At 49.0% G+C, this 24,642-nt stretch carries 21 protein-coding genes; 12 read left to right on the top strand and 9 right to left on the bottom strand.

Going from position 1 to position 24,642, the window contains the following annotated elements; genetic code table 11:
- Positions 1 to 3 precede the first annotated feature (3 nt).
- The 6 genes from ychF to ACN0VA_RS00495 form a co-directional block, all read right to left on the bottom strand.
- On the bottom strand, positions 4 to 1,107 hold the full coding sequence (gene ychF, locus ACN0VA_RS00520; RefSeq protein ID WP_417819247.1) for a redox-regulated ATPase YchF: 1,104 nt from the start codon (positions 1,105 to 1,107) through the stop codon (positions 4 to 6).
- Between the two features lie 116 nt (positions 1,108 to 1,223).
- Positions 1,224 to 1,913 (bottom strand): aminoacyl-tRNA hydrolase, encoded by a 690-nt coding sequence (gene pth / locus ACN0VA_RS00515; RefSeq protein ID WP_417819246.1) that lies wholly within the window; start codon positions 1,911 to 1,913, stop codon positions 1,224 to 1,226.
- Positions 1,914 to 1,924: 11 nt separating this feature from the next.
- Positions 1,925 to 2,545, bottom strand: a complete 621-nt coding sequence (locus ACN0VA_RS00510; RefSeq protein WP_417819245.1) for a 50S ribosomal protein L25/general stress protein Ctc — start codon at positions 2,543 to 2,545, stop codon at positions 1,925 to 1,927.
- Between the two features lie 140 nt (positions 2,546 to 2,685).
- Positions 2,686 to 5,043 carry a DNA translocase FtsK gene (locus ACN0VA_RS00505; protein WP_417819244.1) on the bottom strand — a complete coding sequence of 786 codons (2,358 nt, stop codon included), beginning with the start codon at positions 5,041 to 5,043 and terminating at the stop codon, positions 2,686 to 2,688.
- A 108-nt stretch (positions 5,044 to 5,151) separates the two neighbouring features.
- The gene (locus ACN0VA_RS00500; protein ID WP_417819243.1) at positions 5,152 to 5,664 is read right to left on the bottom strand and encodes a CYTH domain-containing protein; all 513 of its coding nucleotides are present in this window, start codon (positions 5,662 to 5,664) and stop codon (positions 5,152 to 5,154) included.
- Between the two features lie 31 nt (positions 5,665 to 5,695).
- Positions 5,696 to 6,130: an NUDIX domain-containing protein gene (locus tag ACN0VA_RS00495; protein WP_417819242.1), complete on the bottom strand. Its 435-nt coding sequence runs from the start codon at positions 6,128 to 6,130 to the stop codon at positions 5,696 to 5,698.
- A gap of 209 nt (positions 6,131 to 6,339) precedes the next feature.
- On the opposite strand from ACN0VA_RS00495, the gene ACN0VA_RS00490 reads away from it, so the two are divergent.
- Positions 6,340 to 7,155 (top strand): universal stress protein, encoded by an 816-nt coding sequence (locus tag ACN0VA_RS00490; protein WP_417819241.1) that lies wholly within the window; start codon positions 6,340 to 6,342, stop codon positions 7,153 to 7,155.
- A gap of 86 nt (positions 7,156 to 7,241) precedes the next feature.
- On the opposite strand, the gene ACN0VA_RS00485 is transcribed toward ACN0VA_RS00490, so the two are convergent.
- On the bottom strand, positions 7,242 to 9,596 hold the full coding sequence (locus ACN0VA_RS00485; protein ID WP_417819240.1) for a transketolase: 2,355 nt from the start codon (positions 9,594 to 9,596) through the stop codon (positions 7,242 to 7,244).
- A 26-nt stretch (positions 9,597 to 9,622) separates the two neighbouring features.
- Positions 9,623 to 10,810: a methionine gamma-lyase gene (locus ACN0VA_RS00480; protein WP_417819239.1), complete on the bottom strand. Its 1,188-nt coding sequence runs from the start codon at positions 10,808 to 10,810 to the stop codon at positions 9,623 to 9,625.
- A 129-nt stretch (positions 10,811 to 10,939) separates the two neighbouring features.
- Here ACN0VA_RS00480 and ACN0VA_RS00475 point away from each other — a divergent pair, with 129 nt between their 5' ends.
- From ACN0VA_RS00475 to ACN0VA_RS00455, 5 genes are all read left to right on the top strand, one after another.
- Entirely contained in the window at positions 10,940 to 11,404 is a 465-nt protein-coding gene (locus tag ACN0VA_RS00475) for an Lrp/AsnC family transcriptional regulator (RefSeq protein WP_417819238.1), read from the top strand.
- 118 nt (positions 11,405 to 11,522) lie between these two features.
- Positions 11,523 to 12,188 (top strand): CerR family C-terminal domain-containing protein, encoded by a 666-nt coding sequence (locus ACN0VA_RS00470; protein WP_417819237.1) that lies wholly within the window; start codon positions 11,523 to 11,525, stop codon positions 12,186 to 12,188.
- Positions 12,185 to 13,135 carry an HlyD family secretion protein gene (locus ACN0VA_RS00465; RefSeq protein ID WP_417819236.1) on the top strand — a complete coding sequence of 317 codons (951 nt, stop codon included), beginning with the start codon at positions 12,185 to 12,187 and terminating at the stop codon, positions 13,133 to 13,135. Before ACN0VA_RS00470 ends, ACN0VA_RS00465 begins: the two co-directional genes overlap by 4 nt.
- Complete coding sequence (locus ACN0VA_RS00460) at positions 13,132 to 14,079, top strand: ABC transporter ATP-binding protein (protein WP_417819235.1); 948 nt, start codon at positions 13,132 to 13,134, stop codon at positions 14,077 to 14,079. Before ACN0VA_RS00465 ends, ACN0VA_RS00460 begins: the two co-directional genes overlap by 4 nt.
- Positions 14,079 to 15,209: an ABC transporter permease gene (locus ACN0VA_RS00455; protein ID WP_417819234.1), complete on the top strand. Its 1,131-nt coding sequence runs from the start codon at positions 14,079 to 14,081 to the stop codon at positions 15,207 to 15,209. The genes ACN0VA_RS00460 and ACN0VA_RS00455 overlap by 1 nt, the downstream gene beginning before the upstream one ends.
- 64 nt (positions 15,210 to 15,273) lie before the next feature.
- Here ACN0VA_RS00455 and ACN0VA_RS00450 read toward each other — a convergent pair whose 3' ends face one another.
- A complete protein-coding gene (locus tag ACN0VA_RS00450) occupies positions 15,274 to 16,923 on the bottom strand; it encodes an electron transfer flavoprotein-ubiquinone oxidoreductase (RefSeq protein WP_417819233.1) in 1,650 nt (549 codons plus the stop codon).
- A gap of 147 nt (positions 16,924 to 17,070) precedes the next feature.
- Here ACN0VA_RS00450 and ACN0VA_RS00445 point away from each other — a divergent pair, with 147 nt between their 5' ends.
- The 6 genes from ACN0VA_RS00445 (at position 17,071) to ACN0VA_RS00420 (ending at position 24,584) form a co-directional block, all read left to right on the top strand.
- The gene (locus tag ACN0VA_RS00445; protein WP_417819232.1) at positions 17,071 to 17,937 is read left to right on the top strand and encodes a uracil-DNA glycosylase; all 867 of its coding nucleotides are present in this window, start codon (positions 17,071 to 17,073) and stop codon (positions 17,935 to 17,937) included.
- Positions 17,938 to 18,087: 150 nt separating this feature from the next.
- Positions 18,088 to 19,887, top strand: coding sequence for a lytic transglycosylase domain-containing protein (locus ACN0VA_RS00440; RefSeq protein ID WP_417819231.1), 1,800 nt, complete (start codon positions 18,088 to 18,090; stop codon positions 19,885 to 19,887).
- A 17-nt stretch (positions 19,888 to 19,904) separates the two neighbouring features.
- Positions 19,905 to 20,441 carry a molybdenum cofactor biosynthesis protein B gene (moaB, locus tag ACN0VA_RS00435; protein WP_417819230.1) on the top strand — a complete coding sequence of 179 codons (537 nt, stop codon included), beginning with the start codon at positions 19,905 to 19,907 and terminating at the stop codon, positions 20,439 to 20,441.
- A gap of 100 nt (positions 20,442 to 20,541) precedes the next feature.
- A complete protein-coding gene (locus ACN0VA_RS00430; protein WP_417819229.1) occupies positions 20,542 to 22,437 on the top strand; it encodes a PAS domain S-box protein in 1,896 nt (631 codons plus the stop codon).
- Positions 22,430 to 23,503: an HD domain-containing phosphohydrolase gene (locus tag ACN0VA_RS00425; RefSeq protein ID WP_417819228.1), complete on the top strand. Its 1,074-nt coding sequence runs from the start codon at positions 22,430 to 22,432 to the stop codon at positions 23,501 to 23,503. The genes ACN0VA_RS00430 and ACN0VA_RS00425 overlap by 8 nt, the downstream gene beginning before the upstream one ends.
- A gap of 52 nt (positions 23,504 to 23,555) precedes the next feature.
- Positions 23,556 to 24,584 (top strand): substrate-binding domain-containing protein, encoded by a 1,029-nt coding sequence (locus tag ACN0VA_RS00420; protein WP_417819227.1) that lies wholly within the window; start codon positions 23,556 to 23,558, stop codon positions 24,582 to 24,584.
- Positions 24,585 to 24,642 lie beyond the last annotated feature (58 nt).

The raw sequence follows: 24,642 nt of genomic DNA, 5'->3' as shown, positions 1-24,642 counted from the left end.
TTATTACACGTTGAAGCGGAAGTGGAAGACGTCGCCGTCTTTCACCACATATTCTTTACCTTCTTGACGCATCTTACCGTTTTCTTTGGCCCCGGTTTCACCGTTACAGGCGATATAGTCATCATAGGCGATGGTTTCAGCTTTAATGAAGCCGCGCTCGAAATCCGTATGGATGACGCCTGCTGCTTGCGGGGCTTTGGCCCCTGTCTGTACGGTCCAGGCGCGGGCTTCTTTCGGGCCAACGGTGAAGAAGGTCAGCAGTTCCAGAAGTTTGTAGCCTTCACGAATGACGCGGGCGAGGCCGGTTTCTTCAAGGCCGAGACTTTCCAGAAATTCCGCTTTTTCTTCGTCGCTGTCCAGTTTAGAAACTTCTTCTTCGATTTGGGCAGAAATCACAACGGCGCGTGCGCCTTCGGCGGCGGCTTTTTCAAAAACTTTGGCCGAGATGGAATTGCCTTCTGCCGCGCTGTCTTCTTCGACGTTGCAGACGTAAAGGACGGGTTTGGAGGTCAGCAATTGCAGCATCTGGAAGAGTTTTTCCTCTTCGTCATCGCGGCGCTCCACAATGCGGGCCGGCTGACCTTCGCGCAAGACTTCAAGGCAGCGTCCGACCAATTCCAGTGTTGCTTTGGCGTCTTTGTCCTGACCACGGGCTTTTTTGATCAGAGCTTGTTCGCGTTTTTCCAGACTTTCCAAGTCCGACAGCATCAATTCAGTTTCAACGGTTTCCGCATCGCGCAAAGGATCGATTGTATTGTCGACATGGGTGATGTTTTCATCTTCGAAACAGCGCAGGACGTGGATGATGGCATCAACTTCGCGGATATTGCCAAGGAACTGGTTGCCCAGTCCTTCGCCTTTGGAGGCCCCGCGCACCAAGCCAGCGATATCGACGAATTCCAGTTGTGTCGGGATGATTTTACCGGACCCGGCAATCGCGGCTAGTTTGTCGAGGCGTTCATCAGGCACACCGACCCGCCCGGAGTTTGGTTCGATTGTACAAAACGGAAAGTTGGCCGCTTCGGCTGCTGCTGTTGATGTCAGCGCGTTAAACAAGGTTGATTTGCCGACGTTAGGCAGGCCGACGATACCGCAGTTAAAACCCATTGGAGTTCATCCTAAGAAAAAATAGAAAACCGTTGGCAATGCGGATAGCGCGCCACGCAAGAAAGGTCAAGCCAAACGTCTATTTTGCAGGGAAAGCTGGTCAAAAAGAATCTAAATTAGTCTATCAGCTTCTTTAAAACAGCAAAAGGGGAGGCGTTGTCGTCGTCTTTATTTACATTTTTGACCGAAGACGGTTGTGCACCGTCTTGTGCGGGCGTTTTTGGTTTGTTGGGGCGCTGTGGACGCATATCAAGGGCATAACGGTTCATAAATTCCGTATCTGCATCGTTGATGACATGACCGATATGATGGGCAACCCCATCCAGCATTTTATCACGGGCGTCTTCTTCTGCCTTCGCAAAATCACCGAGAACATATCCGTGGACTTTTTCTTTGGAACCGGGATGACCGATCCCTAAGCGCACGCGTTTATAATTGATGCCCATATGGGCATCAATGGAACGCAGGCCGTTATGGCCGCCGTGACCACCACCAATTTTAACTTTGATTTTTGTGAAGGCGAGATCAAGTTCGTCGTGCATCACAACGATTTGTTCGGGAGCAATTTTGTAAAAGCGTGCGGCTGCGCTGACAGAACGGCCCGACTCATTCATAAATGTTTCAGGCATGAGGGCGAGGACTTTGGTGCCCTCAATAGTACCTTCGCACATTTGGCCTTGGAATTTCGAACGCCACGGCCCAAAGGAATGGCGCCGAACGATTTCGTCCAGCGCCATAAATCCGATGTTGTGTCGATTTTTGGCGTATTTCCCACCTGGGTTGCCTAGTCCGACCAACAAAATCATAGGAAGTTGCCTTATGCTTCAGCTTCTTCTTCAGACTCTTCTTCGCTTTCTACTGCCGCTTTCTCACCGGAAGACGGTGCTGCGATAGAGCAGATAGTGAAGTCACGGTCTGTAATGGTCGGCTCAACACCTTTGGGCAGGGAAACTGCGGAAATGTGGATAGAGTCCCCAACAGAAGTACCCGTCAAGTCAACTTCGATGCTTTCCGGAATAGCATTTGCCGGAACTTCACATTCGATCTCGTGACGTACAACGTTGAGAACGCCGCCACGTTTGATGCCGTCGGATTTTTCTTCGTTTACGAAGGTAACCGGGATCGCAACAACGATAGACGCGTCTTTTGCCAAACGCAGGAAGTCGGCGTGCATCGGTGCATCTGTGACCGGGTGGAACTGAACATCACGGCAGATGACAGTTTCTTTGGTTTTACCGATCTGGATTTCACCAGTGGAAGCGAAGAAAGTTTGACCTGTGTGCAGTTGCAGCCACAGTTCTTTCGGGCTCAGGGAAATGCTGACAGGGTCTTTTTTGTCACCGTAGATAACGGCCGGTACGAGGCCTTCACGACGGATTGCGCGGGCTGCCCCCTTGCCGGCTGTCTCGCGCTTTTGTGCGTTCAGAACATAGCTCATAAACTTATTCCTTAAAATTTTGTTACATTGAGTGTCATCTGGCCTCCAGGGGTGCCAGCGACGTAAGTGGGCGGGTAGTACAGGAAACGACCCGTTGAGTCAATCTTGAAACATCATAAGATCGGCAAGAACCCGCCTTTTTATTCGACACCATCTTTCCCGGCGAGGATTTTACGGCGTCCAACCCGGTCGGGGGCGGAGACGATGCCGTCTTCTTCCATTTGATCAACGATGCGGGCCGCCCGGTTATAACCGATGCTGAGACGGCGTTGAATGTGGCTGGTCGAGGCTTTGCCGTCCTGAATACAGATTTGAACCGCCTGATCATACAACGCATCCCCGCTGGAGGTATTGCCACCGACACTGCCGGCGGGCATGACAAGGCCGTCAATGGGTTCGTCACTTTCTTCGGTGACCGCATCGAGATATTTGGGTTCGCCTTGTCTTTTCAGGTGATTGACGACTTCTTCTACCTCTTCATCCGAGGCAAAGGGGCCGTGAACCCGCGAAATTTGTCCGCCACCCGGTTTAAACAACATATCCCCCATCCCAAGCAGCTGTTCCGCACCTTGACTTTCCAGAATGGTGCGGCTGTCGATTTTGGTGGTGACGGTGAAACTGATCCGCGACGGGAAGTTAGCTTTGATCGTGCCGGTCATCACGTCAACAGACGGACGCTGGGTTGCCATGATCAAATGAATACCGGCGGCACGAGCTTTTTGGGCAAGGGATTGAATGCAGGCATCAATTTCTTTGCCGACCATCAACATCAAGTCTGCGAATTCATCGACGATAATGACAAGGAACGGCAGGGCGTCCATATCCAGCGGCTGTTCTTCAAAAATTGGCTTGCCGGTTTCCGGGTCAAATCCGGTTTGAACACGCCGGGTGAGGACTTCACCTTTTTTGCGGCTTTCTTCCAGCTTTGCATTATAGCCGGAAATGTTACGCACCCCAAGGTTTGACATCAGGCGGTAACGTTCGTTCATTTCTTGCACACACCATTTCAACGCCATGACGGCTTTGCCCGGTTCGGTGACAACCGGGGACAACAGATGCGGGATACCATCATAAACGGACAATTCCAGCATTTTCGGATCAATCATAATGAACTTACATTGTTCCGGTGTCATGCGATAAAGCATGGACAGGATCATGGTATTGACCCCAACGGACTTACCGGAACCGGTTGTCCCGGCGACCAAAAGGTGCGGCATGCGTGCTAGATCCGCCATGACGGGTGATCCGCCGATATCCACACCCAACGCCATGTTGAGGGAGGCTTTCGGGTTGTCGAAGCTGGGAGATTCCAAAAGGGTGCGTAGATAAACGGTTTCGCGTTTTGCGTTGGGCAGTTCAATACCGATGACGCTGCGCCCTGGGACAACCGCGATGCGAACGGAAATCGCACTCATGGACCGGGCGATATCGTCTGCCAGTGAAATAACGCGGGATGTTTTGGTTCCGGCGGCTGGTTCCAGTTCGTAAAGGGTAACCACAGGACCGGGGCGGACCTCGACAATCTCCCCTTTTACGCCAAAGTCTTCTAAAACCTGTTCCAGCAGTTCGGCATTATGTTCAAGGGCGGCGCGGTCGATTTTGCCTGCAGCCTTTTGGGCCGGAGTAGCTTCGGTTAGAAGATCCAGAGGTGGAAAATTGTAACTGTCCGGGGACAGGACAAGCGTTTGTTGTTTGGCTTTTTGTGATTTTTTGGGCAGGGAGACTTCTTCTTCCGGTGCTTTGATTTTTTTGGCACTGCGTTTGCGTTTTAAAACGGGTTCCTCGTCTTCAATCCCGCTTTCCTCTTCAATCATGTCTTCCAGTTTGGTGCGTTGCAGGACACCGACGCCTTTGCGAACGGCAACAACGGATCCTTGCAGTGTCCCCTTGGCGACATTGCCGACACCTTGACCGACTTGTGTCCATTCAGAGCGCGATAAGGCGAGGCCATACAGCAGTGACAGAATACCGGAAATTCCGCAAAATGCAGCGATCCCCAATTGAATGAGAGCAAGGTCAGGCACGCCGATCCATGTCAGAAACGAGATAAGACGATGAGTTAAGATCATGCCGGCGACACCGCCCAGACCGCTGCGTAGCGGCCATGTATCAGGTGTTGGAACGGCGTTTAGGGAAATGGCCAGTAAAAAGGCGGCACTACAAAGTATGATTAAACGCATCCACAGGTTTGAAACCATCTGTTTGGACGTGATGCGCCACGCCCATGAAAATAGAACCAGAACGGGGACCACACAGGCCAGCCCAAAAGATTGCACCATAATGTCAGCCATATAGGCGCCAATCGGTCCCATTATGTTTTGTACTTCATGGGGAGAGGCGCTGTTCCACGACGGATCACCCGGTGTGTAGCTGGCAAGAATTAGCGCAAGCATAATCGCACAAGCCCCTAAAAGGAGGCCGCATAATTCGATAATGCGTTTTACCAAAAATTCTTTGGCACCTGCGGGCAATAAGGGTGTGCGTTGCGATTTTGTCATGGTTCGGGCCATCTCGTGTCTCTCTTGGTCCATAGATAGAGTCGGAGTTGTGATGGAGTCTAGATCAAGAGAGTTAAGGGATGGTTTACGATGACAATATGGCGGGTGTTATTCCTTGGCTTGAAATTCGCTTACAAGGTCGCCAAAGCTCACCCCCCATGTGGAAAAGGGATGTTCGGCAATATAGGAATTGAAAAATCGTTCATCGGCACTGACTTCCGGTCCCACCCAGTCGGGTTTTTCAAACACTTGATCCGGTGTATCCAGTTCAATCTCGGCCATGATCAGACCGTCATTTACCCCGTGGAACTCGTCTATCTCCCACGTGTTGCCTGCATAATCGAAGGTGTAGCGGGTTTTGGAAATGGCATCGCCGCACAACTGGTCCAGCATCATGGCACAGTCTTCGTGTGGAATTTCATATTCAAATTCAAGGCGCTGGATATCACCGCGGTCTGCCTTGATGGTCAGGAAAGATTTATTGCCTTTGCTGCGCACACGCACCACACACTGATTGTCTTTGCTGATATAGCCTTGCGAGATTTTTTTGGCACGAGCTTCATTTTTCCAACCGTTCCCGGTAACCAGAAACTTGCGTTCGATTTCCATCATATTGGACATAGCAACCTTCCCCCGAAGTGAGTTAGGACTTTTATTTAAGAGCAAAAGCGACTTTCAGCGCAGCTCGAACAACCGGATTGATTTCGTATTTCTTTTGATCCTTGATGTCATCAGCACTTAATAAACGCCATTCATTATGTTCGTCGGACAGCTTGATTTTTTCAAATTTTTGATCGCATTCACAGAGATAGAACAACATAACCCGTTCCGGTTTGCCGACTTCTTCAAAACTGCGACGTCCGGCGTAAATGATTTGACCGACGTGGACTTTGTGCAGGTGGGTTTCTTCAATGATTTCACGCTCCAGACCGGCGACCATATCTTCGCCTTCGTCCAGTTTTCCGCCAGGCAGGTCCCAATGGCCTTTGCCGGTTTTCTCCATCATCAAAATGCGACCTTTTTTATCTTTCAGAATCGCTTTTTGGCTCACCGTAAAAAGGGCTGCGTCATTTACAAAAGCCGTCACATCATTTACCCCGTGTGTTTAAGTGTTGATATCCAGTATTGCCACATTCAAAGAGTTATTGTCGATATGCAATTGCAAAGAAATGTGAAGGTCTTGTTAAATTTTAGTAAAAGCTTGGAAAAAATGAAAAAATCCGCCACTCTCATACAGAGCTATGGTAGGCAGAATGAACGAAATTTATAAGGCAATTCAGGGAAGGTTTAGAACTCATGCCATTCAAGCATATTTTATTGCACCTCGATGCAACGGAGCAATGCGCAAAACGTGTCAAGATCGCTTTGGATTTGGCGAAAGATGGAAAAGCACATGTGACAGCCTTATTCTGTCAAACCGACCCGGAAATGTCCGCGATTGTCGGGCGTCACCCCGTGGGGGATAAATTGCGCGCTTTGGCTGATGATGCTGAAAAAGCCTTTTTGGCAGAAGCAGACGCCGCCAATGTGTCTTGCACAACAAAGAATGTGCTTTGTACGTCCCATGCACAAGTTATTCAGGCGATTACATGGGCGGCGCGCACCAGTGATCTTGCCATTCTCGGTCAATATGACTGGTCGAAAAATTATAAGGGCATTCCGTCCGATCTGGCTGAAAATGTGATCATTCACAGTGGTCGTCCGGCGCTGGTTATTCCGTTTGCCGGGGAATTCCCCAAAGTTGGGTCGCGTTGTCTGGTGGCTTGGAATGGCGGGCGCGAGTCTGCGCGTGCGTTAAATGATGCAATTCCGATGATGGTGGGGTCTGAAGTTGTCGAAATTTATGCCATTCAGAAGGAAGGCGTGAAACGTCCGGATGCGGATGATCTGGTAACACATTTGGAAAAATACAACATCAATGCGGTGGCCGTTCGTGACAAACAGGAAGGGGCCAGTGTAACTGATTTGCTTCTTTCTCATGCCGCAGATGAAGGATCGAACCTGATCGTCATGGGGGCACATGGTCATTACGGTGTGTCACATATGTTAAAAGGCGGCAATACGCGTGAAATCCTCAAACATATGACCGTTCCGGTTTTGATGTCTCACTAAAAAATAATAAGTTTCCTTTTTTCTTATTTAAGGAAACGTCCAAAAAAAACGGGCTTCTGTTTCAATGCAGAAGCCCGTTTTTTGCGTTAACGTGGCAAGGCACCGAGGGCTTGTTGAATAATGCCTTCCCGATCAATGCCATAATGTTTGTACAGATCTTGCAAGGTTCCGGTTTGTCCGAAATGTTCGACACCTAACGGGATGGTGCGATGACCGGCAACAGCGCCCAACCATGACAGGGTTGCGGGATGTCCGTCGATAACGGTTAAGATCGCACAATGTTTGGGTAAATCGCCCAGCAAACGTTCCACATGGCAGGTGGCGTTTTGATTGCCACGCGCGCGATCTCTTTGTGCCGCTGTCCAACCTGCATTGAGGCGGTCGGCAGAAGTGACGGCTAATACTCCGATATCGCGGCGTTGGGCGGCAAGGAAACCCGCGGCCTCTAGGGCTTCGGGGGCAACTGCCCCCTGATAGGCGATGACCAATTCACAATTGGGACCAGGTTTGCGCCACCAATAGGCCCCGTCAATGGTGCCTTGTTTGAAATCATCATCCAGACGCTTGGCCGGTTGTTCTATTGAGCGGGTGGTTAGGCGCAGATAGACAGAGCCTCCCGTTTCGTCGCGCAACCATGTCCGTTCATCCGGGTCGCCTTCGCCGTCTTTTTGCATATAGGTAAAGGCCCAGTTCATAATGATGGACAGTTCATCCATATAGGCTGGCTCAAATGCTGCCAAGCCATCTTGGCTCATGCCGATTAAGGGTGTGCCGATGGATTGATGTGCCCCGCCTTCCGGGGCCAGTGTGATCCCGGATGGGGTGCCGACAATCATAAAACGGGCATCTTGGTAACAAGCGTAATTTAACGCATCCAGTCCCCGGCAAACAAACGGGTCATAGACTGTCCCGATCGGTAGCAGGCGTTTGCCGAACAAGGAATGGGACAGCCCCGCAGCGCCCAACAGCAGAAACAGGTTCATTTCTGCAATGCCGAGTTCAATATGTTGCCCTTCTTTGTTGAACGCCCATTTCTGGGTAGAGGGGATTTTTTCCGTCTGGAAAGTATCTTCCAAGGCATGACGATGAAACAATCCGCGGCGATTGACCCACGGCCCCAAGTTTGTCGTCCCTGTGACATCGGGGGAGGTGGTCAAAATACGCTCTGCCAGTTCCGTATCGCTTTTTGAAATTTCATCTAGAATTTTACCAAAAGCCATTTGGGTGGAGATTTCACGATCTGTTGAAACCGTGATCATGGGGGCATCGATTATTTTATCGCTGTAACGGCGCAGACCTTTGGCAAAGAAAGGAACCTGATCGAGAAAGGCTTGTAAATCCGTGCTGTTTTCAACCGTGGCAAACTTATCCCATTCTTGGCCTTCAGGTACGCCCATGTCTTTTTGCCAAGCCGCCATTTGCGTCTTGTTCATAAAGCCGCCGTGATTATCCTTATGTCCGGCCAGCGGCGTTCCCCATCCCTTAACCGTATAGGCCAGAAAACACACCGGGCGGTCATGGTCGATGGCCGCAAAGACGTTTGTCATGGTTTCAACGCAATTTCCACCGAGATTTTCCATCAGTTCGGCAAGTTCTTTGTCGCTGTAACTGTCAATCAGGGCGGATACATCGCCTTGATCACCCAAATCGTCGAGCAGGCGTTTGCGCCAAACCGCACCGCCTTGATAGGTCAGCGCGCAATAAAGCTGATTGGGACAGGCATCAATCCAGTCTTTGAGTTGCTCCCCGCCCGGGTTTTGGAAGGCAGCTTCCTGCAAGATGCCATATTTGATTTTAACCACATCCCAGCCAAAAGAAGTAAACACACCGATGATGCGTTCCCATAATCCTTCGGAAACCACGCCGTCCAGTGATTGACGGTTATAATCCACAATCCACCAGCAATTGCGCAGATCGTGTTTCCAACCTTCTTGCAGGGCTTCGTAAATGTTGCCTTCGTCCATTTCCGCATCACCCACCAACGAAATCATGCGACCTAAAGGCAGGTCTTTGCCCCATTTTTTAGCCTGAATATAATCTTGAACAAGGGAGGCAAAGGTGGTGATGGCAACCCCTAAGCCAACGGAACCTGTGGAAAAATCGACATCATCGATATCTTTGATCCGGGACGGGTAAGATTGCACACCACCAAAACCGCGAAAGTTTTTCATGCGTTCCAAATCCTGATTGCCCATCAGATATTGCATGGCATGAAAAATGGGGGAGGCATGGGGTTTTACAGCCACACGGTCTTCGGGTTTTAAGGTGGCGAAATAAAGGGCGGTCAGGATGGATACACAAGAAGCCGAGGATGCCTGATGCCCACCGACTTTCAGGCCATCTTCCTTGAGACGCAGGTTGTTGGCATTATGGATCATCCAATGTGATAACCATAAAAGACGTTGTTCGATGGTTTTGAGATGTTGAATGTCTGTCGGCATGAGGCCCTCCTGTTCTTTTGCGTTATTTATAAACCACTCATGGCTTGTTCAAGATCAGCGCGGATATCTTCAATATCTTCAAGGCCGACAGAAAGACGAACCAGACCTTCTGAAATGCCATGCGCTTCGCGTTCTTCAGGCGTATAGGTCGAATGGGTCATGGAGGCCGGATGCTGGATCAAGGTTTCTGCATCGCCAAGCGAAACAGCACGATGGATCATCTTAAGTTTGTTCATCAAAATGATCCCGGCTTCATAGCCACCGACCAGTTCAAAGGCGATCATTCCGCCAAAGTTTGCCATTTGTTTTTTGGCGAGTTCGTGATGCGGGTCGGTTTCCAATCCCGGATAATAAACCGACTTAACGGCGCAAGATTGCACCAGCATTTGCGCAATGTGATAGGCGTTTTCACAATGGCGATCCATGCGCAGGGAAAGCGTTTTTAACCCCCGCATGACCAGCATCGCATTAAAGGGGGCCATGACCGCCCCGGTCATATCTTTCATACCGACCAGACGTGTGACTTCCATATCGTCTTTTGATCCAATCGCAAGACCGGCAACCACATCACCATGCCCGCCGAGATATTTTGTCGCGGAATGTACAACAATATCAGCACCCAGTTCGATCGGGCGGGTCAGATATGGTGTTGCGTATGTGTTGTCAACAACCACGCGGGTTTCAAACGGCTTGGCAATATCAACAATTTTTGCAATGTCGATTAAGCGCATGTTCGGGTTCGCAGGCGTTTCGAAATAGACAATTTTTGTTTTTTCGGAAATGGCCTCAATCAGATTGGCGGGGTCTGTCAGATCAACATAGGAAACGTTAATACCGAAGCGCGATAGACCGTGACGCATGAAGGCAAAAGTGCAGCCATATAATGTTTTATCGACGATCAGTTCATCACCGGGCTGTAAAAAAGACCAGAGAACAGAGGTAATCGCCCCCATGCCGGAGGCGGTGGCGATAGCGGCTTCCCCACCTTCCAGATCGGCCATGCGTTTTTCCAGAATATCCAATGTCGGATTGGAAATGCGCGAATAGATATGACCGGCTTCTTCGCCTGCAAATCGTCGCCCGCCGCTTTCTGCGGTTTCAAAGGCAAAGGTGGAGGTCAAATGGATCGGCGGCGTTAAAGCCCCTTCATTTTGAAGAGGGTCGTAAAAATTGTGAATGGCCCGTGTGGCGAAGCCTGCATCCTGTTTGGTCATGGTGATTTCCTCCAACTCATTTTATGTAACGTATTGGATGATATAATATTCTTTATATGGTGGTTTTATCTGCCAAATACATCTAATATGAATCTTGAAATTAGCAGTTTCTGCCAAAGGAAATGACGAATGGATGCCAAAGACGTTCAAATCATCAGGGAACTTCAGGAAAATGGACGACTGAGTAATCAGGAGCTTTCGGAAAAGGTCAATCTGTCTCCTTCGCCTTGCCTGCGTCGTCTGCGTTTGTTGGAAAAGCAAGGTGTGATTAAGGGCTATACGGCACTTATCGATCAAAAGGCCTATGGCTTGCCCTTGACTGTTTTTATTCAAGTCCGATTGGAACGCCACAATACAGAAGCCGTGCGTACCTTTGAGCAACGTGTGAAAATGATCCCGGAAATTATGGATTGTTATATCACGACGGGTGGGTCGGATTATCTGTTGCGGGTCGTCTGTCAGGATCTGGATGCGTATGAATTTTTTGTACGCGAAACCTTACATAATGTACCGGGGATCGCCTCAATCGATACAAGCTTCGCCTATAGCGTTGTGAAACAAGGGCACGTTTTCCCTGAAATTTCAGAAAGTTAATAGATGTCTTTAAAGAAAAAATAGAACAAAATTGAGTTTAATATAAAAATAAATCAATCGATTGACTTAATTGTGATGTTGGTGGCATTCTTATGGGACAGAAAGAAATGAGAATGTGATGTCAGATAAGAAAACAAAAGCAACCGCGAGCCGTTTATTGGAAGCTGCGATTGAGGTCTTTGCCAAATATGGCTTTGATGGCGCCTCAACCCGGATGCTGGTCAACGAGGCCGGGGTCAATATATCCGCAATCCCGTATTATTTTGGGAGTAAGGAAGGCCTTTATGAAGCGGTGATCGAACATATCATCACTACGGTGCTGGCCCGTCAGGAAGAAAAATCAAAAGAGATTTTTCAGGCGTTGAATAAAACTGATTTGACGAAAGGGCAGGCCCGCGCCCTTTTGCATGATTTTGTCACCAGCTTTATTGATATTCTGCTCAGTCAACGGACCTCCCCCAGCATGGTTGAGATTATGATCCGTGAGCAAATTCATCCGTCTTCTGTTTTTGATCGGTTTTATGACGAGATGCTGAAACCGACCCATGAAATTCTCACGCACCTGACCGCCTTTTTGATTGGTCGGAAACCGGAATGTGAGGAGGCGATTTTGTGTACCCATACGATCTTGGGACAATTTGTCATATTCAAAACCCATCAGGAATTAATGTTGCGCCGCGCCGGATGGCAACAATATGGGTTGCGTGAAATGGACGCGATTAAAACGATGGTGTTGCGCAATGTGGACGCCATCCTTGATGCGAATAGGAAAAACGAACCATGAAACCTCCGTTTTTGATTTTCCTGTGTTTCCTTGCTTTGGTGGGCTGTACGCCTGAAAAAGAAACCATTCCCGGTTATGTGGAAGGGGATTTTGTTGCCATTGCCCCAACCAGCAGCGGAGTGCTGGAAAAGGTGCGGGTCGTGGAAGGGCAAACGGTAAAGTCTGGGGACATTTTGTTTTCGCTGGATTTGGTTGATTTACAAGCACAATACGACGGTGCAGTCGCGGCCAAACATCGTGCACAGGCCGAACTGAATGACCTGTTGAAAGGAGAACGTCCAGAGGAATTGGAGGTTCTTTTTAAACAATCGGCACAAGCGCGCGCAAATCTGGAAAATGCGCAAAAAGACTATAATCGCACGATACCGCTCAGCAAAACAGGTGCGGTCAGCTTATCTCGGCGTGATGATGTTATCGCCGCATTGGATACCGCCAAAGCACGTGTTGAAGAAGTCAACGCACAAATCACAGCTGCTAATCTTGGGGCGCGGATTGACCGGATCGAAGCGGCGCGTGCTGGTGTGGAAATTGAGAAACAGAAAAGCAAGCAAATCGAAAAACGGCTTCAAGAGGCCGCCCCCGTGGCAGGTGTTGAAGCAACGGTAATGGATGTTTTCTTTCGCCCCGGTGAATATGTCGGGGCGGGCCAATCTGTTGTGAAGCTTTTACCACCCGCCAATATCAAAATTAAATTTTTTGTTTCGCAGGAAAAAGTCGCCACCTTGAAAATGGGGCAGAATGTATCTGTTTCTTGTGATGGATGTGATCAATCTTATGCGGCGCGTATCACTCATATCGCTGAAGAAAGCGAATATACGCCGCCGGTGATTTTCAGTGTTGAATCACGCGATAAACTTGTTTTCATGGTGGAAGCTCACCCGACAGAATTCCATGAGGCTTTGCGTGTTGGATTGCCAGTTACCGTTGAAGTGGGGCCGGGGTCGTGAGCGCACCGTCATATGCCATTGATGTCAGGAACCTCACCAAGAGGTTTGGCGATAAATTGGTTGTGGATCATTTTGATGTGAAGGTCCCCAAGGGGAAAATCTATGGTTTTTTGGGGCCAAACGGTTCGGGCAAGACGACAACATTGCGCATGATTTGTGGATTGCTAACCCCGGATGAAGGGGAAGGCGAAGCCTTGGGCTATAATATTCGTACGCAAGCCTTGGAGATCAAAAAACGCATTGGTTATATGACGCAAAAGTTCAGTTTCTGGGAAGACCTCAGCATTCGGGAAAATCTGGAATTTGTCGCAACGATCTATGGGCTTGATCATAAAAAGAAACGCGTGGATGAAGCCTTAATTAAGCTAAACCTTGAAACGCGCCAAAATCAATTGGCCGGGGCCTTGTCGGGGGGATGGAAGCAACGCCTTGCACTGGCGGCCTGTATTCTGCATGAACCGAAACTTTTGTTGCTGGATGAACCCACGGCAGGTGTGGACCCGAAAGCCCGGCGGGAATTTTGGGATGAAATTCATAAACTGGCGGCAAATGGTCTGACAGTTCTGGTCAGTACACATTATATGGACGAGGCCGAACGTTGCCATGCGATTATTTATATGTCTTATGGGAAACTGGTGACACAAGGATCGGTGCAGGATGTAATCAAGGGGGCCGGGCTTTATACATGGGTGGTCCAAGGCGAGCGCCTAATGGATTTAGCCGCCGTTCTGCAAAAGATTGCAGCGGTGAAAACCGTTGCCCCGTTTGGGGATAGTCTGCACGTCAGCGGCACGGACCCTGACAGTTTAAAAGCAGCTTTATCGCCTTATTTTGAACATCCCGGCTATAAATGGCATCAAGAAAATCCATCTTTTGAGGATGTCTTTATTCGCTATATGGCGGATGCGGAAGATAACTTTCAACATAAGGGGGAGGGCGGTTGATGTTTTTTTCATTTCGTCGCACAGGTGCTGTCCTTGTGAAGGAATTTATCCAGCTCAGGCGCGATACAGTGACGTTGCGCATGATCATTATGATACCGATTGTGCAGCTTTTACTGTTTGGCTATGCGCTGAATACAGACCCGAAACATCTGCCGACAGCGGTGATATCTTATGACAATGGCGCGATGGCGCGAGCGGTGGTTGCGGGATTGAAAAATACGCAATATTTTTCCATAGATTATGAAGTTCATTCGGACAAAGAAGGCCGTGCCCTTCTGCAACGCGGGGATGTTTTGTTTGTCCTGAGTATTCCGGCAAATTTTGAACGTGATATTGTGCGCGGCGCCCATCCTGATATTTTGATCGAGGCAGACGCCAGCGATCCCGTCGCCGCCGTGGGGGCTTTGAATGCGGCGAACGGGATGATGCAGCGTCTTTTAAATGAGGAACTTAGCGGGCCGTTGGCAAAATTAAAACAGTCCCCGCCCGCTTTTAATGTGAAGTCGCATCGTCTTTATAACCCGGAAGGTTTTACCCGTTACAATATCGTGCCCGGTTTGATCGCCATTATTTTAACCATGACCGGAATTATGATGACAGCCTTGGCGATGACGCGTGAACGTGAACGCGGCACGATGGAAAATCTGCTCGCCATGCCCGTTTCTCCGTTGGAAGTGATGATGGGCAAGATCACGCCTTATGTCTTGATCGGTTTTTTCCAATCGGCCTTGATTATTATCGCAGCAAAACTGATGTTCGGTGTGCCCATTGTTGGGTCGTTATGGTTGCTGTTCGCGGCGTTGACGGTTTTTATCACCTGCAATATGGCGCTGGGCTTTACGATCTCGGCCGCGGCAAAAAATCAAACACAAGCCTTGCAGCTTTCCATTATGATCTTGTTACCATCGATTTTATTGTCGGGTTTTATGTTTCCCTTTTTAGGAATGCCGACATGGGCGCAATATCTCGGCAATATCATTCCGGCAACGCATTTTATTGCCATATCGCGCGGGATCTTACTGAAAGGCAGCGCGTTCAGCGATATCTGGCCTCACCTCTGGCCCTTGCTTGTTTTTATGGTAGCCATAACCATTATCGCGATTCTGCGTTATCGCCGGACACTGGATTAGGGCACAAAAAAATCCTCCAAGCCATAAAACTTGGAGGATTTTTGTGATTTCGTAAGTGCGAGACTTACATGTTGGGGTAATTGGGGCCGCCGGTGCCTTCCGGGGTGGTCCAATTGATGTTTTGGGTCGGGTCTTTGATATCGCAGGTTTTGCAATGCAGGCAGTTGGCGAAGTTGATTTGCAGGCGTTTCTGGCCTGCGTTTTCTTCGTCATCCAGATATTCATAAACCCCGGCCGGACAGAAGCGTGCTTCCGGGCCTTCGTATTTTGCCCAGTTCACAGAAACCGGGATGTTTTCGTCTTTCAGTTTCAAGTGACACGGCTGATTTTCTTCATGGGCCGTGTTGGAAATAAAGACTGAAGAAAGCTTGTCAAAGCTGATGACACCATCGGGTTTCGGATAATCAATGCGCGGCATGCTAGCGGCGGGTTTCAGGGTGTCATGGTCGCTGTGCGGATGACGCAGGGTCCAAGGCTCGCGCCCACCGGTCAGATAAGTCGTGAAACCGGAATAGACCAGACCACCGAAGAAGCCCCATTTGGCAAAGCTTGGGCGGATGTTACGCACTTTGTACAACTCGTCCCAAACGTAAGACGCTTTCATGTTGGCGGTATATTGAACCGGTTCGTTGCTGACCGTTTCGTCTTCGCTGGTACAGAGATCGAAAATCACTTTGGCAGCTTCGATCCCGGATTGCATGGCGTTGTGGGTGCCTTTGATCTTCGGCACGTTCAGGAAGCCTGCGGAACAGCCGACCAGACAGCCGCCCGGGAAGGTCAGTTTCGGGATGGATTGGAAGCCACCTTCGTTCAAGGCGCGTGCACCATAAGAAATACGGCGACCACCTTCGAATGTTTTGCGGATTTCCGGGTGCGTTTTAAAACGTTGGAATTCGTCAAACGGGGACAGGTGCGGGTTGGCATAATCCAGACCAACAACGAAGCCGACGGCAACCTGATTGTCTTCGATATGATAAAGGAAAGACCCGCCGTAGGTTTTGCTATCCAACGGCCAGCCTGTTGTATGAACGATGCGACCTTCGGAATGATTTTCCGGTTTAATTTCCCACAGTTCTTTGATACCGATACCAAAGGTTTGCGGGTCGCAGTCTTTGCGCAAGTCGTATTTCGCCATGATTTCTTTGGCGAGGGAACCGCGCACGCCTTCTGCAAAAATAGTGTAGCGGGCGTGCAGTTCGACACCGGGTTCGAAGTTCGGCCCTTCGGAACCGTCTTTTTCACGGCCCATGTCGCCGGTGGCAATCCCTTTAACGGAACCATCGTCGTTATAAAGCACTTCGCAGGCTGCAAAACCGGGGTAGACTTCCACGCCCATTTCTTCGGCCTGTTCACCCATCCAACGTGCCACATTGCCCAAGGAGACAATATAGTTACCGTGGTTGTGCATTTGCGGTGGGGTCGGCAATTTAGTTGCGCCTTTTTCCGACAGATGCAGGAAGGCATCTTCTTTGGCTTCAACCGTCAGGGGCGCGCCTTTTTCTTTCCAATCGGGGAAAAGCGTTTCCAGCGGACCGGTCTCAATCACGGCGCCGGACAGAATATGAGCCCCGATCTCGGACCCTTTTTCCACAACACAGACCGTAAGTTCTTTTTCCTGTTCCTGTGCAAGTTGGCTGAGTTTAATCGCCGCTGACAGACCCGCAGGGCCACCGCCAACGATTACAACGTCAAATTCCATGGATTCACGTTCCATAGTCCGGCTTCCTTCCTAAGATGTTTCCTGTGTGAACTGTTCTTCTGGCGAACATTCTTATCACTTTTATGCATTGCAACATAGAAAAAATGCACGAACTTGTGAACCTTTCTGTTCAAATAATCCTAACTTTGATAGTAATCCAGTATGAACCAACAGTCTGACAGCACAAATATGGACCCTTTTGACCCGGCAGCCTTGCTGAAATGGTATATGGAAATGGGGGTTGATGAATGTATCGGCGACGAATCCATCGACCGTTATGCCCTCAGTGCCGATTTGATCGAGCGCCGTAAAAATACACAGATGCAAGCCGCATCTCCTGCACCACGTCCTGCTCAAGGGGGCCGTCCTCCTGTGCCGCCTGCGCCGCAAACCGTACAGGCAACGGATGAAATGGTGCATACCGCGGTGGAAATGGCGCGTAAGGCACAAACCGTTGATGAATTGCGTGAGGCCGTATTGGCGTTTGACGGGTGCGCCTTGAAAAAAACAGCCATGAATACGGTCTTTGCCGATGGGAACCCAAAGGCGGACATCATGTTTATTGGAGAAGCGCCGGGCGCGGACGAGGATCGACAAGGCACCCCGTTTGTCGGGGCAAGTGGGAAATTGCTGGATCATATGCTGCATTCGTGTGGCTTGCAGGATGAGATCGGGGATCGGTCTAAAATTTATATCAGCAACGTTTTGTTCTGGCGCCCCCCGGGCAACCGCAATCCAACGCTCAGCGAGATTGCGGTGTGTCTGCCGTTTGTCGAACGCCATATCGAATTGGTTGATCCGAAAATGATTGTTCTTTTGGGCGGGGCGGCGGCCAAGGCTGTTTTAGGACACCACGAAGGAATTTCGCGCTTGCGCGGGCGTTGGTTTACCCATTCAACACCGGGGTTATCCCACCCCATTCAGGCAACGGCCTTATTTCATCCGGCCTATTTATTGCGTTCACCTGCGCAGAAACGCAGGGCGTGGGGAGATTTGCTGACGATAATGGAAAAGCTGTCAGGATTATAAAACCAGCCGTTTCTTGCGGTTTTCTGTGAAATGTATTAGGTTATTGCGCTGTGGTTGCTTTTGTCCAGATTTTTCATAGAGATCAGATGGTTATGTGAAGTGTGCAATTTCAACTGTATGTAGTGGCTTTTTTCTTGATGATTGGTAGATATGGTATCTAAGCTTGCAGGTGGTCTGTTTGCGGTTGCATTGTTTTTAGGGGCGGTATGTGTACAAACGGCACGGGCCGAGGACGTGCAACTTGCCTCTTTAGTTGAGGACGGCGATCATATTCGGGACCACATCCGTCTTTTGGATGATAAAAATCTGAAGTTGTATCAAGAGATTTTCCAGGTACAAGAAGATGGTCATTGGAAAAAAGCTGACACATTGATTGCCCAGGTGACCGACCGGACCTTGATGGGGCATGTGGAAGCGCAACGTTATCTCCATCCAACGAAATACCGTTCGCGATATAAAGAATTACGCCGCTGGCTTATAAAATACAGCGATCACCCGCAAGCCAAGCGTATCTATGAATTAGCCGTGAAACGACGCCCGAAAAATGCGCTGAATCCGAAACGCCCGACGGGTCAGTATCTCAGTGGATCCGGCTATGATTCAACCGGTGTGGCGGAGAAGGTTTATGCACCGCGGAAACGGTTGTCGCGGGCAAAGGCGGCCAAGGCGGCAGGCTATACCCGCAAGATGCGTTACTATACGCGTAAAGGCTGGACCAAATCGGTCAAAAATCTGTTGAAGACCCGCGAAGTGCATGAATTGTTGCATCCGGGGCAAGTGGATCAGGCGCGCACATGGTTGGCGGCGGGCTATTATGCCGACGGTCTGGATGACTGGGCCTATAGCTGGGCCACCAAGGCGGTAAAACGATCGGGTAAATATATCCCGCGTGCCCATTGGATTGCAGGTTTAGCCTCATGGCGGATGGGTAAGCTGGAACAGGCCGCTGCACATTTTGAAAAGGTCAGTGCATCGGGCTATTCATCAGACTGGATGGTTTCTGCCGGGGCCTATTGGGCTGCGCGGTCTTATTTGTTGCAGCGTAAGCCGGAAAAGGTCAACGTCTGGCTGGATAAAGCTGCTGGATATCCCCGCACATTTTATGGGCTGTTAGCCAATCGGGCCTTGGGGTATGAAGCTGTTTTTGATTGGACCTTACCCGTTTTAAACGATGATGTTCTATCGTCCTTAAAAATGCAGGGGCCAAGTCGTCGGGCCTTGGCTTTGTTGCAGGTTGGGCAAGATGAAATGGCGGAAAAAGAATTTCGCAAAGCTTATTCAAAAGCCGATACACAGGCACGCCAAGCGATGTTGAGCGTTGCCCTTTATAGCAATATGCCATCCTTTTCGATGCGTTTGGGCGCGCAATTGGTGCGCAATGGGGTGAAAATACCGGATGCGGCCTTGTATCCCATGCCCAAATGGCAACCCAAAAATGGCTATGAAGTTGATCGTGCTTTGATCTTTGCCCTTATGCGTCAGGAATCGGGGTTCAATCCCAAGGCAAAATCCTATGCCGGGGCCAAAGGTCTGATGCAATTGATGCCGGGAACGGCCAGCTTTGTCGCCGGTGATCGGCGCATGCGTTGGAGCAAAAAGATATTTGAACCGGAAACCAACATTCACTTGGGACAGAAATATATAAAAATGTTGCTGGAAGAAGATGTTGTCAGCGGTGATCTTTTTCATATGACAGCTGCATGGAATGGTGGGCCGGGTAATCTGAATAAATGGAAACGCGGTGTAAAACATAATGATGACCCGCTTCTTTTCATTGAAAGCATTCCATCTCGTGAAACACGCATCTTCATTGAACGTGTTTTGACCAACTTGTGGGTCTATCGTGACCGAATGGGACAGCAATCCAATACGCTGGATGCCATTGCATCCGGGACATGGCCGATTTATAAAGGTCAGGATCCGTCATCAATTGAGGTGGCGCGTAATTAACGAAGGGAAATCCCACCATGTCAAAAATCGATGGGGACCGCGCGTTCCTGCCCTTGAATATTGCCATTATCACCGTGTCTGATACGCGTACGTTTGAAAATGATAAGTCAGGTGATACGCTGGCGGCACGTATTGAAAGCGCAGGGCATAAAGTCTATGAACGTCTGATTTTGAAGGATGAGGCAGAAGATATTGCGGCTCAGCTTAAAGTCTGGGCGGATAATCCTGACGTTGATGTGGTGATTACAACAGGCGGAACCGGTGTGACGGGGCGCGATGTGACACCAGAAGCCTTTCGTATGGTAATTGAAAAAGAAATTCCGGGTTTTGGGGAAGTCTTCCGCTGGATTTCCTACCAGAAGATCAAAACATCAACCATCCAATCTCGTGCAATGGCGGGCTTGTTGAATGCCACTTATATGTTTGCCTTGCCGGGGTCAAGTGGCGCGGTGAAAGACGCCTGGGACGATATTTTGGTTCATCAATTGGATGCACGCACCCATCCGTGTAACTTTGTTGAGTTGATGCCGCGTCTGAATGAACATCTCAAATAGTACATGATTTACGATTGTTTGATTGAAAGTTTCTAATGTATGGTTCTATAATCAGGGTTGAAAAAGGTAAGAAATAGAAAAGTCGTGAACTCAACCCGGTATGGAAAAGCAAAATGATCGTAATATTCGTTCCGTAATGGAACGTGGTCCCGCTGTAATGTATCACTGCGCCCAATATTGGGATTACGGGGTGGATTATATTACGCCGAATATTACGCAATTGCTGGGATGGGAGGTTGCGGAATTTAGCGACAACCCGATGTTTCGACTGGAGATTATCCACCCAGATGATCTCCAGCGTGTTTTGCCCAAAATCCCGGAGTTATTTGAGACGGGGCAACAAAAGCACGAATACCGGATGCGCAAGAAAGACGGGACCTACCTTTGGGTTTTGGATGATATGCGTGCCCTGAGCACCGAAGCCGGTGACTATGACGGACTTGTTGGGTATTTAACCGATGTAACCGAATTAAAGGTTGCTGAACAATCTTTGCGCAAAAGCGAATTGCGTCACCGTGCCATTTTCGAAACGGTCCTGGAAGGGATTATTACGATCGATTCTGGCGGGATCGTCAAAGATATGAATCCTGCATCAGAGAAAATGTTCGGATATAGCAAGGAAATGGTTGTTGGCCAGAATGTTTCCATGTTGATGCCGGAACCTTATGCCTCCCACCATGATGGATATCTCGCCCGCTATCTGGAAACCGGAGAAGCCCATATCATGGGGGTGGGCCGTACGGTCATGGGTAAACGGGCCGACGGTCAGACGTTTGAAATGAATTTGTCTGTTTCCTTGTTAAAATTACCGGAAGGAACGTTTTTTGTCGGTGCGGTGCGTGACGTGTCGCAGCGTATCCGGGCAGAACGTGCCCTGCGGCTTAGCAAAGAACGTCTGAAAATGAGCCAGCAGTTCGCCAAAATGGGAACCTGGGATTGGCATATTGATGATGACCGGTTGTTTTGGTCGGAACAAATGTTTGGTCTCTACGGGTTGGAAAATGATGGACGCGAAGAACGTAAAGAACGCTGTCAAGATTGGACATTTGAAGAAGATATTCCCTTGTTTGAAGATGCATTGCGAAAATGTTTACGTGAAGGGGAAGATCTAAAATGTGAATACCGTGTTCGCATGCCCTCCGGTGAGATACGTTGGGTGCGCGAGCAGGGAAATGTGGTCCGTGATAACACCGGGCATGCAACGCGAATGCTGGGGGTTACACAGGATATCAGTGCGGAAAAACATTATGCTGAAGAGTTGAAAGCAGCGCGAATTGCAGCCGATGCCGCGAATACGGCAAAATCTGAATTTTTATCACGGATGAGCCATGAATTGCGCACACCTTTGAATGCTATTCTCGGTTTTGCGCAGCTTTTGGGTATGAGCACCAAGCATCCTTTGGGGGACCGTCAGAAACGCCAAGTCAACCAAATTGTCAGCGCCGGTCATCATTTGATGGATTTGATTAACGAAATATTGGATCTCGCCCGTATCGAAGCCGGGCGCCTGCATTTGACCATCGAAGCGGTCGATGTGCAGGGTGTGTTGGATGATTGTCTGGAACTAAGTGAGAATACGGCAGAAGAATACGATGTATCGTTTCATGTCGACTGCCCGGTTGATTTAACGGTGAATGTTGACCGTACGCGTTGTAAGCAAGTTTTATTAAATCTGTTTTCAAATGCCATTAAGTATAACCGTCCGGGCAGTTTTGTTGATGTCAGGGTTTTCGAAATCGATGGTGAAATGGCGGAATTTCGCATCAGTGATCATGGAAATGGCATTCCCATTGAAAAACAAAGACACCTTTTTAAACCGTTTGAGCGTTTGGGCGCGGAAACCACCGGGGTTGAAGGGACGGGGATCGGTTTAACCTTGACCAAGCAACTTGTTGAAGCAATGGGGGGCACCATTGGTTTTGACAGTGTTGTCGGTGAAGGAACAACGTTCTGGGTGCAGTTGCCAATTGCAAGGCAGGGAAAAAACCATGAATGATATGACAGATAAAATTAAAGACAGTTGCATTTTGGTTGTGGATGATAACCCGGCCAATGTTCTGTTGTTGGAACAATTGTTGGAAGAAGAAGGTTATGACAACGTTCTTTCGACAACAGATTCCCGCAAAGTTGTGGAAATTTATCAGAACCAAACGGTTGACATGATCTTGCTGGATATACGAATGCCATTTATGAACGGCATTGAAGTCATGCAGGCTTTGAAAAAAAATGTTGGCAATGATGACTATCTTCCAATTCTGGTTCTGACAGCGCAAACGGATATGGAAACCCGCCAAGCTGCACTGGCTGCGGGGGCTCGTGATTTTTTGACAAAACCATTTCAGCCGTGGGAGGTGTTTCAACGTATTCATAACCTCTTGGAAACCCGTTTTTTCTATTATAACCAGCGTTTGCGTGCCGATGATTTGGAAATTGAGGTTCAGAACAGAACGAAAGAGATCCATCGTACACAGTTGGAAGTGGTGCGCCGTCTGGGGCGCGCGGGGGAATACCGCGATAATGAAACGGGTGCGCATGTTGTGCGTATGAGTAAAAGTTGTCACTTGTTGGCCCTGAAGGCAGGTTTGGGGGAGCAATTTGCAGATTTGATTTTACAAGCGAGCACCATGCATGATGTGGGCAAAATCGGTATCCCGGATCGTATTTTGCTAAAACCCGGACGATTGACCCCAGAAGAACGTATTATCATGGAAAGCCATGTGGAAATCGGGATGGATATTATCGGGAACTTTGATTCCGGCATGCTTATAATGGCTCGATCTATTGCGGCGACTCACCATGAAAAATGGGATGGCTCTGGTTATCCGAATGGGGTTTCCGGTACCGATATACCGATTGAGGGACGCATTGCAGCCATCTGCGATGTCTTTGATGCATTGACATCTACACGCCCCTATAAGGAGGCTTGGCCGCTGGAGAAAGCGGTTTCCTTTTTAAAAGATAATGCCGGCAGCCACTTTGATCCTGCATTGGTGGAACAGTTTATCGAAATAATTCCAGATATCACATCATTGCGGGTAGAATACCCGGATGAAGAAGAGTAAGATCCACTCCAGATTTACTTTTGCAAATATCATTATGATAAGGCAGTTGGATATGATGAAACGTGTTTCTGCATTGCTGGTCGGCTTTGTTCTTCTTTTGAGTGCCGGGCAAGGGAACGCCAATAGTGAGTTTCGCAATACGGTCCGTATTGTGGGGTCCTCAACGGTTTTTCCTTTTGCGGCGTTTGTTGCTGAAAAATACTATCGAAAAATGGGCGCAGAATCACCAGTTGTTGAATCGACCGGATCCGGCGGCGGGATTAAAATGTTTTGCTCTGGTATTGGCGTCGAGACACCGGACATTGTTAATGCGTCGCGGCGTATGAAGATCAGCGAAATTCGAGATTGCGCTCATAACAAGGTTGATCATATTTCTGAAATTATGATCGGTTGGGATGGGATCGTTATCGCAAAATCACGAGACAGCGCAGATTTTAATTTGACACGGCGTCATTTATGGAAAGCGCTGGCAAAACGGTTGCCGGTTGACGGTCAACTCGTTGATAATCCGCATAAATTATGGTCGCATATCGACCCTGCCTTGCCGGATATTCCCATTCAATTCTTTGGTCCTCCGCCGACATCGGGGACGCGTGATGTGTTTGTAGAAGAAGTTATGAACAATGGCTGCCGTGGATCGGACTATATTGAAAAACTGAATGCGCCAAGCCGGAAAACGGTATGTGGCGAAATGCGCGAAGACGGCGTTTATATCGAGGCGGGCGAAGATGATGATTTGATCGTGCGCAGACTTTCAAACAATCCGAAGGCCTTGGGCATTTTGGGGTATAACGCATTGGAAAGGCGTAGTGGTTTAATTTCAGCATTAAATATTGATGGTGTGGTGCCGACCTTTGAAACCATCCGCGATGGGATGTATCCGTTGGCCCGACCTTTGTTTTTATATGTGAAAACGGAGCATATGAAGGTTTTGCCTCAAATCGGTGAGTATTTGAAAGAATTTATGAGTGATGCAGCGATCGGGGAAGAGGGCTATTTAACCGATAATGGTTTGATCCCGTTGCAGGATGATCTGGGCCGTAGCATGAAAGCGCAGGTCCTGAAACTTTCAACTCAGTAATGAACGTAACGCAAAAAAAGCCGCCTGTTGTTGAACAGGCGGCTTTTTTATTATGGAC

Source organism: Terasakiella sp., assembly GCF_048267425.1.
GTDB lineage: Bacteria > Pseudomonadota > Alphaproteobacteria > Rhodospirillales > Terasakiellaceae > Terasakiella.
This window is presented reverse-complemented; position numbering and strand designations above follow the sequence as displayed.

What these genes read in the sequence shown, in the direction of transcription:
- ychF (WP_417819247.1), bottom strand. Translation starts at nt 1,107, where the DNA reads ATGGGTTTTAACTGCGGTATCGTCGGCCTGCCTAACGTCGGCAAATCA.
- pth (WP_417819246.1), bottom strand. Translation starts at nt 1,913, where the DNA reads ATGATTTTGTTGGTCGGACTAGGCAACCCAGGTGGGAAATACGCCAAA.
- ACN0VA_RS00510 (WP_417819245.1), bottom strand. Translation starts at nt 2,545, where the DNA reads ATGAGCTATGTTCTGAACGCACAAAAGCGCGAGACAGCCGGCAAGGGG.
- ACN0VA_RS00505 (WP_417819244.1), bottom strand. Translation starts at nt 5,043, where the DNA reads ATGACAAAATCGCAACGCACACCCTTATTGCCCGCAGGTGCCAAAGAA.
- ACN0VA_RS00500 (WP_417819243.1), bottom strand. Translation starts at nt 5,664, where the DNA reads ATGTCCAATATGATGGAAATCGAACGCAAGTTTCTGGTTACCGGGAAC.
- ACN0VA_RS00490 (WP_417819241.1), top strand. Translation starts at nt 6,340, where the DNA reads ATGCCATTCAAGCATATTTTATTGCACCTCGATGCAACGGAGCAATGC.
- ACN0VA_RS00485 (WP_417819240.1), bottom strand. Translation starts at nt 9,596, where the DNA reads ATGCCGACAGACATTCAACATCTCAAAACCATCGAACAACGTCTTTTA.
- ACN0VA_RS00480 (WP_417819239.1), bottom strand. Translation starts at nt 10,810, where the DNA reads ATGACCAAACAGGATGCAGGCTTCGCCACACGGGCCATTCACAATTTT.
- ACN0VA_RS00475 (WP_417819238.1), top strand. Translation starts at nt 10,940, where the DNA reads ATGGATGCCAAAGACGTTCAAATCATCAGGGAACTTCAGGAAAATGGA.
- ACN0VA_RS00470 (WP_417819237.1), top strand. Translation starts at nt 11,523, where the DNA reads ATGTCAGATAAGAAAACAAAAGCAACCGCGAGCCGTTTATTGGAAGCT.
- ACN0VA_RS00465 (WP_417819236.1), top strand. Translation starts at nt 12,185, where the DNA reads ATGAAACCTCCGTTTTTGATTTTCCTGTGTTTCCTTGCTTTGGTGGGC.
- ACN0VA_RS00455 (WP_417819234.1), top strand. Translation starts at nt 14,079, where the DNA reads ATGTTTTTTTCATTTCGTCGCACAGGTGCTGTCCTTGTGAAGGAATTT.
- ACN0VA_RS00450 (WP_417819233.1), bottom strand. Translation starts at nt 16,923, where the DNA reads ATGGAACGTGAATCCATGGAATTTGACGTTGTAATCGTTGGCGGTGGC.
- ACN0VA_RS00445 (WP_417819232.1), top strand. Translation starts at nt 17,071, where the DNA reads ATGAACCAACAGTCTGACAGCACAAATATGGACCCTTTTGACCCGGCA.
- ACN0VA_RS00440 (WP_417819231.1), top strand. Translation starts at nt 18,088, where the DNA reads ATGGTATCTAAGCTTGCAGGTGGTCTGTTTGCGGTTGCATTGTTTTTA.
- moaB (WP_417819230.1), top strand. Translation starts at nt 19,905, where the DNA reads ATGTCAAAAATCGATGGGGACCGCGCGTTCCTGCCCTTGAATATTGCC.
- ACN0VA_RS00430 (WP_417819229.1), top strand. Translation starts at nt 20,542, where the DNA reads ATGGAAAAGCAAAATGATCGTAATATTCGTTCCGTAATGGAACGTGGT.
- ACN0VA_RS00425 (WP_417819228.1), top strand. Translation starts at nt 22,430, where the DNA reads ATGAATGATATGACAGATAAAATTAAAGACAGTTGCATTTTGGTTGTG.
- ACN0VA_RS00420 (WP_417819227.1), top strand. Translation starts at nt 23,556, where the DNA reads ATGATGAAACGTGTTTCTGCATTGCTGGTCGGCTTTGTTCTTCTTTTG.